The 13820-nt window shown below is 60.6% G+C and carries 14 protein-coding genes and 1 pseudogene; 13 read left to right on the forward strand and 2 right to left on the reverse strand.

The features are described 5' to 3' along the window. Positions 1-100: 100 nt before the first annotated feature. The gene (locus NKI50_RS25480; protein WP_352717993.1) at positions 101-3097 is read right to left on the reverse strand and encodes a TrlF family AAA-like ATPase; all 2997 of its coding nucleotides are present in this window, start codon (positions 3095-3097) and stop codon (positions 101-103) included. A gap of 361 nt (positions 3098-3458) precedes the next feature. Here NKI50_RS25480 and NKI50_RS25485 point away from each other — a divergent pair. Together NKI50_RS25485 and NKI50_RS25490 are read left to right on the forward strand one after the other, a co-directional pair. After that, positions 3459-3725: pseudogene (locus NKI50_RS25485) on the forward strand (5-demethoxyubiquinol-8 5-hydroxylase UbiM); the annotation flags it as partial. A gap of 225 nt (positions 3726-3950) precedes the next feature. Next, positions 3951-5858, forward strand: coding sequence for a putative bifunctional diguanylate cyclase/phosphodiesterase (locus tag NKI50_RS25490; protein WP_352717935.1), 1908 nt, complete (start codon positions 3951-3953; stop codon positions 5856-5858). A gap of 95 nt (positions 5859-5953) precedes the next feature. On the opposite strand, the gene NKI50_RS25495 is transcribed toward NKI50_RS25490, so the two are convergent. Then, entirely contained in the window at positions 5954-6223 is a 270-nt protein-coding gene (locus NKI50_RS25495; RefSeq protein WP_023722036.1) for a DNA -binding domain-containing protein, read from the reverse strand. Positions 6224-6340: 117 nt separating this feature from the next. Here NKI50_RS25495 and NKI50_RS25500 point away from each other — a divergent pair, with 117 nt between their 5' ends. The 11 genes from NKI50_RS25500 (at position 6341) to NKI50_RS25550 (ending at position 13727) form a co-directional block, all read left to right on the forward strand. Next, positions 6341-6574 carry a helix-turn-helix domain-containing protein gene (locus NKI50_RS25500; RefSeq protein WP_023679646.1) on the forward strand — a complete coding sequence of 78 codons (234 nt, stop codon included), beginning with the start codon at positions 6341-6343 and terminating at the stop codon, positions 6572-6574. Between the two features lie 154 nt (positions 6575-6728). Continuing rightward, positions 6729-6956 carry a hypothetical protein gene (locus NKI50_RS25505; protein ID WP_352529541.1) on the forward strand — a complete coding sequence of 76 codons (228 nt, stop codon included), beginning with the start codon at positions 6729-6731 and terminating at the stop codon, positions 6954-6956. A gap of 58 nt (positions 6957-7014) precedes the next feature. Beyond that, positions 7015-7335 carry a sunset domain-containing protein gene (locus tag NKI50_RS25510; protein ID WP_352529543.1) on the forward strand — a complete coding sequence of 107 codons (321 nt, stop codon included), beginning with the start codon at positions 7015-7017 and terminating at the stop codon, positions 7333-7335. 487 nt (positions 7336-7822) lie between these two features. Continuing rightward, entirely contained in the window at positions 7823-8785 is a 963-nt protein-coding gene (locus NKI50_RS25515; RefSeq protein ID WP_352717938.1) for an ArdC family protein, read from the forward strand. Beyond that, the gene (locus NKI50_RS25520) at positions 8782-8985 is read left to right on the forward strand and encodes a hypothetical protein (RefSeq protein WP_352549568.1); all 204 of its coding nucleotides are present in this window, start codon (positions 8782-8784) and stop codon (positions 8983-8985) included. Before NKI50_RS25515 ends, NKI50_RS25520 begins: the two co-directional genes overlap by 4 nt. Positions 8986-9002: 17 nt before the next feature. Further along, on the forward strand, positions 9003-9422 hold the full coding sequence (locus NKI50_RS25525) for a DUF2958 domain-containing protein (protein ID WP_352717940.1): 420 nt from the start codon (positions 9003-9005) through the stop codon (positions 9420-9422). A 77-nt stretch (positions 9423-9499) separates the two neighbouring features. Continuing rightward, on the forward strand, positions 9500-11221 hold the full coding sequence (locus NKI50_RS25530) for a ParB/RepB/Spo0J family partition protein (RefSeq protein WP_352717942.1): 1722 nt from the start codon (positions 9500-9502) through the stop codon (positions 11219-11221). A gap of 543 nt (positions 11222-11764) precedes the next feature. Continuing rightward, entirely contained in the window at positions 11765-12088 is a 324-nt protein-coding gene (locus NKI50_RS25535; protein WP_023672372.1) for a DUF736 domain-containing protein, read from the forward strand. Positions 12089-12238: 150 nt separating this feature from the next. Further along, positions 12239-12508 carry a helix-turn-helix transcriptional regulator gene (locus NKI50_RS25540; RefSeq protein WP_352474127.1) on the forward strand — a complete coding sequence of 90 codons (270 nt, stop codon included), beginning with the start codon at positions 12239-12241 and terminating at the stop codon, positions 12506-12508. Next, positions 12505-13053 carry a signal peptidase I gene (gene lepB, locus NKI50_RS25545; RefSeq protein ID WP_352717944.1) on the forward strand — a complete coding sequence of 183 codons (549 nt, stop codon included), beginning with the start codon at positions 12505-12507 and terminating at the stop codon, positions 13051-13053. The genes NKI50_RS25540 and lepB overlap by 4 nt, the downstream gene beginning before the upstream one ends. Next, entirely contained in the window at positions 13041-13727 is a 687-nt protein-coding gene (locus tag NKI50_RS25550) for a lytic transglycosylase domain-containing protein (RefSeq protein ID WP_352717946.1), read from the forward strand. Before lepB ends, NKI50_RS25550 begins: the two co-directional genes overlap by 13 nt. Positions 13728-13820: the final 93 nt, after the last annotated feature.

The following is a 13820-nucleotide window of genomic DNA, read 5'->3' on the forward strand; positions in this document are numbered from 1 at the left end:
CTCATTTCGGTCGTCCGCATCGGATGCTTCGCCATTGACCACGTCCGGAAACGCCAGGAGCGGACGTTACAAAACAAAGCAACGCCGCAATACCCCGCCATCAGGTGATTTGATACTTGAGTCGACGTTGTACGAAGGCTGGCCGCGACCCTTCGAGCACCCTTACGATATGGCCATTGGTGTTCGGGTTCTCGATCGCGCCGCAATCATAGCTGAACCTGTAACCGTTCACCTTGTCCAACCGGACATAGACGATTTGTTCGGCGTCGGCTCCGATCGCGAGGTTTGGGTTATGCGTCACCAATATGACCTGCCGGGTTTTCTTCGCGTCGCGAATACACCTTGCGAGTACCGCAAATATGCTGTCGTTGTCGAGATTGTCTTCGGGTTGGTCGATGATGAGGGGCGAGCTGTCGGTGTCTAGGTGTAGGTAGAAGACCAGCAGCAGAAGCCCCTTCTCTCCGGGGGAAAGCTGGTTCAGGTCTTTGCCTCCCAGTCTCAACTCGTACCGGGGTTCGAAGTATCCGAGGGAATAAAGGAACTCGTAGAATTTCTTGACGTCTTTGGTCTGCCGTCTGATGCCACCGGATTTCATCGATCCGACCACATCGTGCACAAAGGCAAAGATGCTTTCGAAGGAGTTCCAGTCGACTATCGATAGCTTCTGTTGAAGGGCGCGCGCGCCTTCCGCGACTCCGCGGAAGGGGCCGCTCACGTTTTGGTTCAGATGGTTGAAGAATTCATCACCGAACTTGGGAGACGGTACAAAAGACGCGTCGATCGACACCTTGAAGTCCCCGGTACTCACCGCAGTGAGCCGCGACTCAACCTTGGTTTTCAAACCCTCGTAAAACGTTCTTATCTTGTGCTTGCTTTCGAAGAGGGTCAAGCAAAGTGCCTTACGGTCCTCAAACGCCTTGGACAATTCACCCGGCAGATCGTTGTCGATCCGGGCAATGCGGGCCTCTAGTTCCGCGATCGTCCCTAATTTCGGCGAGGCCTTTTGACCGACGATATCGCTGATCTGCTCGGATATTTCGCGGACGGCCTGCACATACCTTTGATAACGCTGTTGAGGTGCCGAGAGAGCGGCGCGCGTCTCGGCAATGCGATCGGCAATATATTTCTGCGCAGCACGAAGCTCGGGTGCACTGGCGACTTTGGAAAGATCGGTCTTTGAATCGAAAACAATGGCGCTCTCGCGCTCAATCTGAGCGATTTCTTCGTTCGCATCCTCAATCTTCTTCGTGACTTCTTCGAGGTTAACGGTAATACGGATGACCTGATCAACATCTAAGCCGAGAGCGCTATACTTAGTTTTAAAAGCCTCCTTGTCGCCTTGCACACGGTTTTTCAGGGCATTTACGGCGTCCTTGAATTCACTGGCCTCTTGCAGGGTAGTCTTGTGCCAGCCGAGCCGCGTGACGGCGCTCTTTTCACGCGCAGAAAGGTCATCCAGCAACCGGGTTTGTGACGCGATTTCTTCTGTCGCCGCTTCCTGTTCCGCACTCTGAGCAGCCGGGGCAGCTTCCTCCGGAGGCTTCGACGCTTCGAGTGCGAACACCTGCTTCTGAAGGACCCCTAGTTCCGCCTGCAGTTTGGTCTTGAATGCAGGTTCGCTCTGGTCCTCGAGTTCGAGAATCCTGATGTTGAGTTCCCGCAGCTTCGTTTTGATCTGGCTAGCTTCCTGTCGACTGTTCAACGTCTTCCGTTCTTCGAGATCGCGGAAGCTCTTGGCGTCCATCTTGTCGCTGATGTCGACGTGTGAAAATACGACGTCTTCGATTTCCCGGCGCAGCGCCTGGACTTCGATTTCGTTCGTCAGGCTCTCGAAGTAGTTCTGTGGTAGGTATTTGACCGCCTCCGGCTCGAGTTCATCGACATCATCGCTCAGTGTCCGTTCAACAACGCTCCCACTCTTCCATACGAGACGACCCGAAAAATTCTCGGCGAAGCCGGGCCGCTTGAATTTCTTGTTCGTCTGACTGTCGGTTAGAAACGAGAAATATTTCGCTTGGCGAGTATTTCCGAGCAGCGCGACAATGTCCGCGACGGCGCTTTTGCCGCTTCCCTTGTTGCCGATTATGGCAGTCAGTTCAGGGTTGAACGGGATTTCGACGTTCCGAAACCAGGTGCCGTTATGATCGGCATAGGTGGCGAGGGCATTGATCTCCAGCCTGTCGATGAACTGCGTCGCCTCTCGCTCGAGCCGGACGAGAACGGTTGGACGGTCTCCAACAAAGACGCGATGTTCCGGTTCAAAGATCGTCTGCCGGAGACCTCGGAAAGTCAGATTGGCCTTGATCCAGGTCGATTGATAGCTCGGCTCGTCACCTGTCAAACGTCCGAGGTCCTCGAAGGAATGAGCGTCACTGGCGTCATAGAGGGGCTTAGGCTCGGACTTCGACCCGTCCTCGTACCGAGAGTCGCTCAGGAAGAATGCCGTGCTGTTCGACTTCCCAAAGAAGGCCCTACTGATCCTGTCGAGTTCATCGGAAATGGATTTGCTACGCTGGGAATTTTTGGCGGTACCGCGTAGGCCATCGTTTCCGGCGGCGGTGACGATAATGTATTGCTCCGGCGCGAAGCATCCTTTTAGCGAGTCCTTAACATCATGTATGCTGACGGTCGCCGCAGCGTAGTTCGCAGACGTCAGTTCACTGCAGCGTAACCGTCTGCCACCAACGGATATGTGCGTTTCGAGGTCGTTGAGGAATTTACTCAAGGCTTCGGCCGTCGCGACAGCCGGGTCTACCAGAACATGCGCGTTGACGTTTTTGCCGTCGATGCTGACCGTCTCGGTCAAACGCAGCTCTAGGTTCGGGATCACTAGCTTGGTCGAGTCCGGATACGATTGGCGATACCACTTGACGGTGTTCAGGTAGCCGTCGAATGAAAAATAGTCCGTTATGCCAAAGGCCTTGACCTCGGATTGTTCGAGAATAGCCACGAAGCGTTTCCACGTCGCGTCCTCCGGTTTGCCATATCCGCAAGAGAGCTTCGTACCGGGCGCGTGTAAATGCAGATCCCACTTAAGCCACTGCGACCCTCGATGAGCCTCTCGTTTGGCAGCACGCGGCGTTGAGGACACACTCATCCGAAGCACTCCAGGTGACGGGGTTTCCGATCCGAAAAAGCCTTGCCTGTCGTCCGGCAGGATCACGAATCGGCGCCCAGATGAACGCGCGGGTACAATCTAGTCGGATGAAAAAATCAATCAAGGCGTGTTCTCATGACCTTGGAGCACAAGTCACCGCCTGTCGCCGAAAGATAAAAGCAGTGCTAGAAACAAAAGGCGGGCATGCAGCCGCCGCTGCCTATCCAGGTCCAGAGGTTGCTAGGCGTGTTCTTGTGGTTTCCAACTTCCGCAAAAAAGCCGACTGACGGGGTGACATTCGGCTCCGAAACGCTGCCTCAGTTGAGCAATGGCACCGTTGCCGAAAAGCGTGACGTCCGTTATCGGCCTCAGCGGCCAGAAGCAACTCGCTCGTAAAATCCTGACAGCATGTCACGCCCGCCGCGACATTGCCGATCCCGACATGCTCGGCAGATACGAAAGCCGGCTGCGCCTGTCGGCGGCACCGCTCTATCATGCCACCAACATGCTTGTCGGTCTCTACTCAGGCGAGCACCCGGCGGCACGGCTTGCAAGACATGCGGGGCTCCGCTTTGCCCAATATCTTCCCTTTGTCCGCCATGGCATTTCGGCCATGCTCAGGCGGTGAATCGGCAGATAGCCCTGCCGCTCTGGAACGCTGTCTCGGCGCGGCTTCCTTTTGTCTCTGACGTTGCCGATCCTGGCATGATTCGGATCAAGAAACGCGCGCGGACCTGCGACCCGAAGCCATGGTGAGCGCACTGGCTACCCCTGCTGGATAGTTAACCCGTCCTTCAGTGGGCCTGCGTAAGCTTGTCCTCGCGAACAACGATGGGAGCAAGCTGGTCCGTCCATGGCCCCGAAGAATGAAGACACGCTGGAGGCCAAAATCCGTCAGGATCAGCTTGCTGACCTGAGGGCCGGCCTCTTCGTGTCGATGCCGATAAGCGCTATCCTGTCAGGCCTGATTTGGGCGGTGCACGCCCTTTCTGGCAGCGGCTTTGCAGCTGCAATCTGGTTCCTGGTCGTCAATGCGATAAATGCCGCCCGCCTTGCACTCGCGCGTTATCAGCTAAAGGAAACGGGGCGCCATGACGGATTAGTGGGGGGTTTGCCGCGGCTTCGCTGGTTTGGCATCCTTGCCCTTCTGGCAGGGTTTGCCTGGTCCTTCCTGGCCGTCCTGACTGGTGGATACACGACACCTCAAGCACCGCTGCATCTGGTCATTCTGGCGGGCATTTCAGCTGGTGCGGTTACATACGGCAGTTCGTATGCCGCGGCGGCGACCAACTTCATCACACCTCCGCTCCTCATCACGGTGGGTTGCCTTTTGGCGAAAGGCAATTTTGAAGACTACATTCTGGCTTTTACCGTTCTGCTCTTCATGGGCGGCTTGGTTCGAGCTTCGTTTGTTGGGCAAGCACGGTTCCGCGAAGCGAGCCGCCTGAGGCATGAGGCCGAGCGGCTTGCGGCGGAGATGAAGGCCAGTTCCAGGCAGAACCACCTGACGGCCCTTCTCAACAGGCGTGGCCTCGAAGACGCTATCGGACGGTTCGAGACCGCGGATAGCCCCTTCGTGGCAATGCTGATTGATCTGGACGGGTTCAAATCCGTCAACGATACCTACGGTCACAGGACCGGTGATGAACTGCTTGTCAGGATCGCCCGCCGCATAGAGGAGGAAGCACCGGAAGGCTCAACGCTCGCTCGTATCGGCGGCGATGAATTCGTGCTGTTTTTTCCCTCAACGAGGGTTTCGCTTTCTGCCAGTGATCTCGCCTCCAATATCATAGCCAAAATTGCCCGCCCCTATATCGAGGTCGCGTCCGTCCGGGTCGGGGCATCAATAGGAATATATCTGGCGGAAAGCCCGGGCCTGACCGAAATGTTGTTGCGGGCGGATATCGCCCTTTATACGGCCAAGCGTCGTGGCAGGAACGAATTTTGCCTGTTCGATGCCGAACTCGACAGGGAACTGCAACGCCGCCAGTCCGTCGAACGGGACCTTCATTCGGCGATAAAGACGAGAAGCTTGCAACCTTGGTTCCAGCCGATCGTGAAACTCGACACCGAGGCCGTGGTCGGCTTTGAAGCCTTGCTGAGGTGGTCCCATCCGACTCATGGTGCCATCTCTCCACCCGAAATCATCACAGCTGCACGCGAAACCGGAATGCTTCAGCTGCTGACGCAAACCGTATTCGCCGACTGTTGTGCTTTTATCGACGGCTTGGTGAAAGCTGACTGTCGTGATCTCCGTGTGGCGATGAATGTTTCACCGCGCGAACTGGAAGCCGGCGATATCGACGACATGGTTCTGGATGGTCTGGCGGCAAGAGGTCTCCCTGCAACGATGTTCGAGATCGAGATTACCGAAGAATCCCCGGTTGACCCGGACAGAGTGGATGAAAAGCTCGGACGGCTTTCACATGCCGGCATTTCCATCGCGCTCGATGACTTCGGCACCGGCTTTTCTACGTTGGCATCGCTCAAGGACAGTCGGATACGCAAGGTCAAAATAGACCAGGGCTTCATTCGCGGCTTGGCCAAGTCCCGAGAGGACCGACTGCTTGTCAAATCGGTCATCGATCTCGGTAACATGCTCGGGATCGAGGTCATGGCCGAGGGCGTCGAAACAGAGGCGGATCGGCAAACCCTGCACAAGCTTGGCTGCCGAACCGCTCAAGGCTTCCTGTTCTCCAAGGCTGTGCCTCTGAGCCAAGCACTGGAAATGGCAGTCAAACAGCACGCGAACCAGTTGTGACCGCTCCCGCCGCGCCGTCTCTCGCGGCCGTGCGCTCATGAGTGACGGGTATCTGAACTTCCTTGTTTGAAGAGCATGACAATCCGTGCTGTGCGTCAGCCGGCGAACAGTTCCTTGTAGCCGGTCGTCACCATCCAGTTCGCCCGGTCGATATGGCTGCGAAGAGCCTTGCGGGCGCGGACCGGTTCAAGGGCCGGGTCGATGCCGAGAATGAGATCGGCCATCTCCTCTTCGCTGGCATTGTCGGCGCAGGCATCCAGGATCCGCAGGTAGATCGTGAAATGCTCCCTGTCGTAGCTCGTGAGGTTCTCCGACCAGGGGACTTCGTCGCACAGAGTTGAGTTTCGAGTCTCATCTGTTCCCATTGATCGATTCATGCCTGCGAACCTCGCCTGTTGAGCGCCCGCAGCATATCCCAAAATGGGATAATCCGAAACCGGGATTAGTCGCTGATCCGGTCTTTACCCGACCGGTTCGCCTACATGCCCAAGTCTCTTCGATCGCCCCGCCACCAGCGGTTTCTGGCCCAGCTGGTTTCCCTGCGCAAGGCCAAAGGCCTGACTCAGGCGCAGGTGGCCGAGAAGCTTGATCGTCCCCAATCCTTCGTGGCCAAGTACGAGGGTGGAGAGCGTCGTCTCGACGTCATCGAGTTTCTCGACTTAACTGCGGCGCTTGACGCTGATCCGTGCGAGATTCTGTCCAGCCTGCGGTCCTAGCGGGCGCCCGCGCGCCTAACGGCTCGCGCCGGTGCCGTGAACCGAGCGCGCTTTTCTTCGGCAAGCTGCCATTCCGCTGCGGGTGGGTCTTTACCAGGCCATGCCGATATAGGATGATAATCCTAGGTGGGGCGATTCCTCAACGGAGATCGCAATGGCTAGGACCAAACTTTCCAGGCAGCTTTCACAGGCTGAAATCGAGCGCTTTCTGGCGGAGGCGGAACGGCTGCACAAGAGCATCGTCCAGCCGCTTCTATCACCTAGCAGCGACCATTACCGGGCTCTTCAACGCACCCATGACGCGCTGTTAAAGACGGTGAAGGATATCACGGGTAAGGATGCGCCGTTCATTCAATGGTTCGGAACAGGGCCGGTGAATTAGACCAGACTTATAGACTCCAGGCTGCAAACGTCGCATTCTCTCTTCGGGGAGAAGGGGCGTGGGCAACCATCGCTATCAAGACAATCGGTACAACCGTCGCAGGTATGGCGAGCGCCATCGTTCGAAGGACGTTCCGTTGTGGGCAAAGATCGTTGCTGGTGGAACAATCCTGGCTGGCTTTCTTGCCTTCGAAATCGGCCCTGCCGCTGTCGGCTGCAACATCAAAGCCAATATCAGCTACAACACGGGCGAGCGAATCTATCATGTTCCCGGACAGGAATATTACTGGGAGACGCGCATCAACCTGTTGAAAGGCGAGCGCTGGTTTTGTTCGGAGGAAGCCGCGCGCAAGGCTGGGTGGCGGAAGTCTCGGGTCTGAGCGTCCGTGGTAAATGCTTGCGAAAATGCTGCATCGCACATGTTTTCGGTGCAGCATTCATTTGAAGTATTTATCGCGATCCGTTCGAAAAATCTGTCCAGCCTGCCGTCCTGGCGGGCGCCCGCGCGCCTGACGACGCGCACCAGGTGCTCGTGAACCGAGCCCGCTTTTCTTCGGCAAGCTCAGGCGGTCTCGGCCATTCGGCTTCGCCCCTTGGCGTGGGCAGCCCTTCGGGCTGTGACGGCCGCCGCCCTTGCGGGCGGCGGGGTTTGTCTGTTGGCCTTTCCCGGTGGCGCGGGGTGGGCGGCACTCCCTTCTAGGCCCGCCGCGGCAGCCCGCAACCCTTCGCGTGCCGCTCAGGGTCCTCCTCTTCGTTCCGGTCCTTCGGATGCGGTCCGCCTCCCACGGCGGGCCTTTCCGGTCGCGACTCGCCGCCCACCCCGCTTCCGGGGAAAGGCGCGGCGATTGGCGAGCGGAGGATGAGACGATGCATGCAAACAGCAAGCGTTCCGCCAGCGGAGAGGCTGGCGCAGGCAAGGGCGGGCGCCCCAGCGCCAGCCTTTATCAGGAGATCACGGACCGCATCATTGCCGAGCTGGAGCGCGGCACCGTGCCATGGGTCAAGCCATGGGGCAGCGCAAAGGCAGGCCTTGGCCTGCCGAGGAATGCATCCTCTGGGCGCACCTATTCCGGCATCAATATCCTCATCCTGTGGGGCGCGGTCATCGAGCGCAGCTATCCCAGCCAGAACTGGCTCACCTTCCGGCAGGCGCTCGTCCTTGGCGGCAACGTCAGGAAGGGCGAGCGCGGCACGACCATCGTGCATGCCGACCGCTTTGTCCCCAAGGACGAGAAGGAGCGCGCACGCCACGAGGGCGATGAACCACAGGCCGTGCCTTTTTTGAAGCGCTTCACCGTCTTCAATGTCGCGCAGTGCGATAATCTTCCGGAAGACCTCTATGCCGCCGCCGAGCCGCTGCCTCAGTGCGAGATCGTGCCGCAGGCCGAGACGCTCATTCGCGCCAGCGGTGCGGATTTCAGAGTCGGCGGCGATCGCGCTTTCTACATGCCGGGCAGCGACCACATTCAGGTGCCGCCGCAGCGGGCGTTCCATCAGCAGATCGACTATTACCGGACCTGCTTTCACGAGCTTGGCCACTGGACCGGCCACCCGACGCGGCTTGCTCGCGACCTCTCCGGCTCGTTCGGCTCCAAGGCTTACGCGCGTGAAGAATTGGTCGCCGAAATCACTGCCGCCTTCGTCTGCAGCAATCTCGGTATCGAGCCGACCGTGCGTCATGCCGATTACATCGGCTCATGGCTGAAGGTGCTGCGCGAGGACAACCGCGCGATCTTCCGTGCCGCCAGTCTTGCCTCCAAGGCCGCCGATTTCCTGCTTGGCCTTCAGGCCGATGCCGAAGGCGAGGCGCAGGAAGGGATTGCGGCATGACGATGCGCGATCCTCAACTGACCGCGAGCGAGCCGACGCCGCAAGGCGAGCAGATGCTCATTCCCGGTGTCCGGCCGATCACCACGCGCGATCGGCTCACCCTCCTGATGGACGCGCCGATGTGTCCGCGCGCGGCGCAAAAGCCGCTCGATATCGGCCTCTTCGATGAAGCCAGCAGAAATCAACTCGACCTGTTCTGATGACAAGGAGTCTTTCCATGATCCTGATCACCGATCCACTGCGCGCACGACTGCTCGCCAATGGCGCCGCCGACGCCGAAACCGACCATTTTCCCGTTGTGAAACTGTTTAATCCCACAGGTGCCGCCACGTGGCTTCTGAGCGAACTCGACGCCGATGGCGACACGCTGTTCGGCCTTTGCGATCTCGGCTTCGGCTTCCCCGAACTCGGCAGCGTCAGTCTGGCCGAGCTTGCATCCGCAAAAGGTCCGCTTGGCCTCGGCATCGAGCGCGACCTGCATTTCCAGGCGCGCTATCCGCTCTCCGCCTATGCCGAAGCCGCCCGCATTTGCGGCCACATCACCGAGGCCGAGCGACTTCTGCGGCAGGCAGCAGACGCCCTTTCAAAGTCCCATTCCGAGCTTCCGCCCGACACGGCGGAACAGCAGCGCCGATAGGCGCAAAAACCGTCCCGCCGCGCCGGCCGTCGGCATCTGCGGCGGGGACAACCTCACCAAAGCGAAGGAGAGTAGCCATGCAGCTTGCCCACATCCCCTTGGATCACCTCAACATTTCCGCGCTCAACATGCGCCATGGAAGACGCGCGCCCGACATTTCCGACATCCTGCCCTCCGTGCGTGCGCGCGGCGTGCTGGTGCCTCTCCTTGTGCGACCGAACGGGCAACCGGAAAGCTTCGAGATCGTCGCCGGCAGGCGGCGCTATTTCGCCGCGAAATCGCTTGCCGACGAGCGCGGCGAAGGCGATCCCTTGCCCTGCGCCATCATGGAGGATGGCGACGACGCCGATGCGCTGGAAGCCTCGCTGATCGAAAACCTCGCCCGTCTCGATCCTGACGAAGTATCGCAATGGGAGACGTTTTCGCGGCTCGTCAGGCAAGGCCGCACCGTTCCCGATATCGCTGCGACCTTCGGCATCACTGACCTGAAGGTCAAACGCATTCTGGCGCTTGGCGACCTCTTGCCCAAAATCCGCGAAGCCTACCGGCGCGAGGAGATCGATACCGAGACGGTGCGCCATCTCACCATGGCGTCCAAGGCGCAGCAGAAGGACTGGCTGGCACTCTGTGCCGATCCCGATCAATACGCGCCGCGTGGCTATCAATTGAAGCAATGGCTGTTCGGCGGCCAGTCGATTTCCACCAAGGTGGCGCTGTTTGCCATCGACGAATATCCCGGCCTGATCACGTCGGACCTGTTCGGCGAGGACAGCTATTTCGCCGATGCCGACCTGTTCTGGCAAAAGCAGAACGAAGCGATTGCCACCAGACGCGACACCTATCTCAACGACGGCTGGAGCGAGGTGGTGCTGCTGGAACCGGGCCAATATTTCCACGCATGGGACCACGAGAAGACCCCGAAGAAGAAGGGCGGCAAGGTCTTCATCGCGGTCACGTATCGCGGCGAGGTCGAGTGTCACGAGGGCTGGCTGTCACACAAGCAAGTCCGCCGCGCCCGCGAGGGCGGCGAGCAAGAAGAAACAGCCGCCAAGCCGCCGCGCCCCGAACTCACCGGCCCGATGCAGAACTATGTCGATCTGCATCGCCATGCTGCCGTGCGTGCGGCCATGCTCGACCATCCCGCCGTGGCGCTGCGCCTCGTGGTGGCGCACGCCATCACCGGTTCCGGCCTGTGGCAGGTGCGCCGTGAACCACAGCGCGCAGTCAACGAGACGGTGACTGCCAGCCTTGCCGGCTGCAAGGCTGAAGCTGCATTCGGCAAAAAGCGGCGCGAGGTGTTGGCCCTGGTCGGATCACCGGATGAGGATGGAGTGGTGGCCGGCGGCAATGGCGACGCCTTTGCTATCGCCGGCGTGTTCGCGCGCCTCTTGGCGCTCTGCGACGACGATGTCATGCGCGTTCTCACCCTTGTCATGGCCGAGACGCTTGCAGCCGGCAGCGCTGTCATCGAGGCACTTGGCAATCATCTGAACGTGGATATGGGCGCATGGTGGGAACCGGACGATGCGTTCTTCGACCTCTTGCGCGACAAGGAAATCGCCAATTCGATGCTCGCCGATGTCGGCGGCAAGCTTGTTGCCGACGGCAATGTCGCCGAGAAGGTCAAGACGCAAAAGAAGATCATCCGCGACTTCCTGGCGGGCGAGAATGGCCGCCAGAAGATCGAGACCTGGCTGCCGCGCTGGATGAAATTCCCGGCCGAAAGCTACACCAGCCGCGGCGGCTTCGGCACCGCCGATCAGTGGGCACAAGTGCAGCCGCTGTTCGTCCGCAAATAGTCGATCAGGGCCCGAGCGGCGGTTCTCTCGATTACCGCCACTCAGGTCGCGCGCGCCGCTCCGGGTCGCGCCGGCTGCCGATTGGGCGTCTTGTCGAGCCAGTGCCGCGCGCGAGAAATCCCGACGCCAATTCGCGCCCGTTTCGGCAGCCCTGCACCGCGCCGGGTTGCTTGCCGAGGCGCCAGGCGCATGGGGCCAATTGTCCGATCCGGTTGCCGACAGAGCCCGCGCAGCCAGCCCCCTGCATTGCCGCCCGCTCTTGTGCCACCGATCGCGCCACCTGTCTCCATGTGTCTCAGGGACCATTCCCCTGCGGCTGGCTTGACGACCTATGGGCGGATCCGGCCCGCCCGAAACCCTCGCCAGCAGCTTTTTTCCCCGCCGCCTGCGGCGGCTTCCTCGCGCCGCTTCGCTTCAAAAAAGCTGTCCGCTCGGGTCCTCCGCTATCGCTGCGGCCGTCCCGGTTCCGGCGGTCCGGACGCGCCCATCACGGTCCGCCATCGCAGGGGAATGGTCCCCGGCGAGCACCAAAAGGAGACTAAAATGACCGCGATCGGATACGTCACCAAACAGGAAAACGGCGGCTACAAGGGCCAGCTCAAGACGCTCAGCGTCCGCGCCGACATCGACATCGTGCCCAATCAGGCAAAGAGCGCCGACACCCATCCCGACTTTCGGGTGCTGACGCAAGGGGTCGAAGTAGGGGCCGGCTGGATCCGCACCGGCGAGACCTCCGGCAAGGACTATGTGAGCCTGTCGATTGCCGCCCCGGAGTTCGGTCCGCGCAAGCTCTACGCCAATCTCGGCCGCGCCGCCGGCCAGGACGACGACGACACATACGCCATCATCTGGAACCCCGTCGACTGAACCGCCAGCCTCGAGCCCCGCGCCGCAACCGGCGCGGGCTCTTCTCAAGAAGGGGCGGCGAAAACTCGCCCCCCACTCTTCGCCCGTCCCCGAAACGATCTCGCTCGCCGATCCTCGCCTTCGCTTGTCCGTAGCGAAACGAGGATCATCATGGACGACGAAAACGAACGCGCGGCCCGCGCGAAGAAGGGCAGTCCGTTTCTCAACACCGCGCAGGCCGCCTTCTATATCGGGCTGTCCCAGCGCACGCTGGAGAAGATGCGGCTCAAGGGCGGCGGCCCGCAATTTCGCAAGCACGGCCGCTATGTCCGCTATCACATCGACGAGCTCGACGACTGGTCGAAGGGACGCGCGCAGGCGACCAGGCCCGAGGATGGCGGGCACAATTCCGGCTCGGCCGGTGAGGGAGGCCGCTCATGAGCCGGCGTCCCACTATCCGTCTGATCGGCAGCCATGTGCGGCGCATTCGGGCGCGCAAGACGATCGCCGTGGCCACAATAGGCCTCGGCCTGATCGGCTTCGCCGCTTTCGACAACCCATCGCCCTGGCTGGTCTGGAATGCCTCGGCCAGTGCGCCGGTCGGCCTCTATCGCCTCGCGTCCGGATCACCGGCTCGTGGCGATCTGGTGCTCGTGCGCCCGCCAAAACCGGTCGCCGATCTCGCCGCCGAACGCTTCTATCTGCCCAGCAATGTGCCGCTGGTCAAGCGCCTTGCCGCGCTGCCTGGCGAGCATGTCTGCGCCTTCGGCGACGCCATCATCATCGGCGGCGAGATTGTCGCGCGCCGGCTGGCAACCGACACGCAGCACCGTCCGCTGCCTTGGTGGAATGCCTGCCGCAAGCTCGCCGCCGACGAGTTTTTCCTGCTCGGCAACGATAGAAACCGCTCCTTCGACAGCCGCTATTTCGGGCCGGTGCCGGCCGAAAATATTGCCGGGAGGCTCGTGCCGCTATGGACCGAGTAACCCTCCTGATGCTGGGCATGGTCGCGATAGCGCCATGCGCCTGTTCCGCCGCGACCGACGCTCAGCCGGCCGCCATCTCCCGTGGTCCGCAGCTGGCAAGATGGCAGCACTACGTAGCTGAGGCAAGCCGGCGTTTCAGCATTCCACAGCCCTGGATTTATGCCGTCATGGATGCCGAAAGCCGGGGGCAGACAAGGCTGGACGGACGGCCGATCGCCTCACACGCCGGCGCCATTGGCCTCATGCAGGTGATGCCCGGCACCTACGAGGAGATGCGCGCAGAGCTTGGCCTGGGAGCCGATCCGCACGACCCTCGCGACAACATTCTGGCAGGCACTGCCTATCTGCGCGCCATGTATGACCGCTTCGGCTTTCCCGGCCTGTTTGCCGCGTATAACGCTGGGCCGGACCGCTACGAACAGCATTTGCAGCGTGGGCGACCGCTGCCCAGCGAGACGGTTTCGTATCTGGAAGAGCTCAAGGCGGCGGGGATCTCGGCCGCCGACATGGACGCGTTCACCGGCAAATCCCGTTCCGGAAAAGCGCCGGAAATCCCGTCCGGGCAGTCGCTGTTTATCCTGCGAAACGGTGTTTCCGCGACCGATCCGAATGGCCAAATTGTGGTGCCGCTCGGATCGGAGCGAGCAAGGTCAGGCCGGCCGGATCGCAGGTGAGGGCAGGGGTACCGTGGGTCGGGCGGGGCAGGGATGCAGGTCCGGGAAGGCAAGATAAAGGCATCGCCTCCTGGAGGCGGCGAAGTCTTTGTC

This window comes from Mesorhizobium sp. M0563, from assembly GCF_040321065.1.
GTDB lineage: Bacteria > Pseudomonadota > Alphaproteobacteria > Rhizobiales > Rhizobiaceae > Mesorhizobium.

Coding starts and splice junctions, on each gene's coding strand:
- NKI50_RS25480 (WP_352717993.1), bottom strand. CDS start 3,097: ATGAGTGTGTCCTCAACGCCGCGTGCTGCCAAACGAGAGGCTCATCGA.
- NKI50_RS25490 (WP_352717935.1), top strand. CDS start 3,951: ATGGCCCCGAAGAATGAAGACACGCTGGAGGCCAAAATCCGTCAGGAT.
- NKI50_RS25495 (WP_023722036.1), bottom strand. CDS start 6,223: ATGGGAACAGATGAGACTCGAAACTCAACTCTGTGCGACGAAGTCCCC.
- NKI50_RS25500 (WP_023679646.1), top strand. CDS start 6,341: ATGCCCAAGTCTCTTCGATCGCCCCGCCACCAGCGGTTTCTGGCCCAG.
- NKI50_RS25505 (WP_352529541.1), top strand. CDS start 6,729: ATGGCTAGGACCAAACTTTCCAGGCAGCTTTCACAGGCTGAAATCGAG.
- NKI50_RS25515 (WP_352717938.1), top strand. CDS start 7,823: ATGCATGCAAACAGCAAGCGTTCCGCCAGCGGAGAGGCTGGCGCAGGC.
- NKI50_RS25520 (WP_352549568.1), top strand. CDS start 8,782: ATGACGATGCGCGATCCTCAACTGACCGCGAGCGAGCCGACGCCGCAA.
- NKI50_RS25525 (WP_352717940.1), top strand. CDS start 9,003: ATGATCCTGATCACCGATCCACTGCGCGCACGACTGCTCGCCAATGGC.
- NKI50_RS25530 (WP_352717942.1), top strand. CDS start 9,500: ATGCAGCTTGCCCACATCCCCTTGGATCACCTCAACATTTCCGCGCTC.
- NKI50_RS25535 (WP_023672372.1), top strand. CDS start 11,765: ATGACCGCGATCGGATACGTCACCAAACAGGAAAACGGCGGCTACAAG.
- NKI50_RS25540 (WP_352474127.1), top strand. CDS start 12,239: ATGGACGACGAAAACGAACGCGCGGCCCGCGCGAAGAAGGGCAGTCCG.
- lepB (WP_352717944.1), top strand. CDS start 12,505: ATGAGCCGGCGTCCCACTATCCGTCTGATCGGCAGCCATGTGCGGCGC.
- NKI50_RS25550 (WP_352717946.1), top strand. CDS start 13,041: ATGGACCGAGTAACCCTCCTGATGCTGGGCATGGTCGCGATAGCGCCA.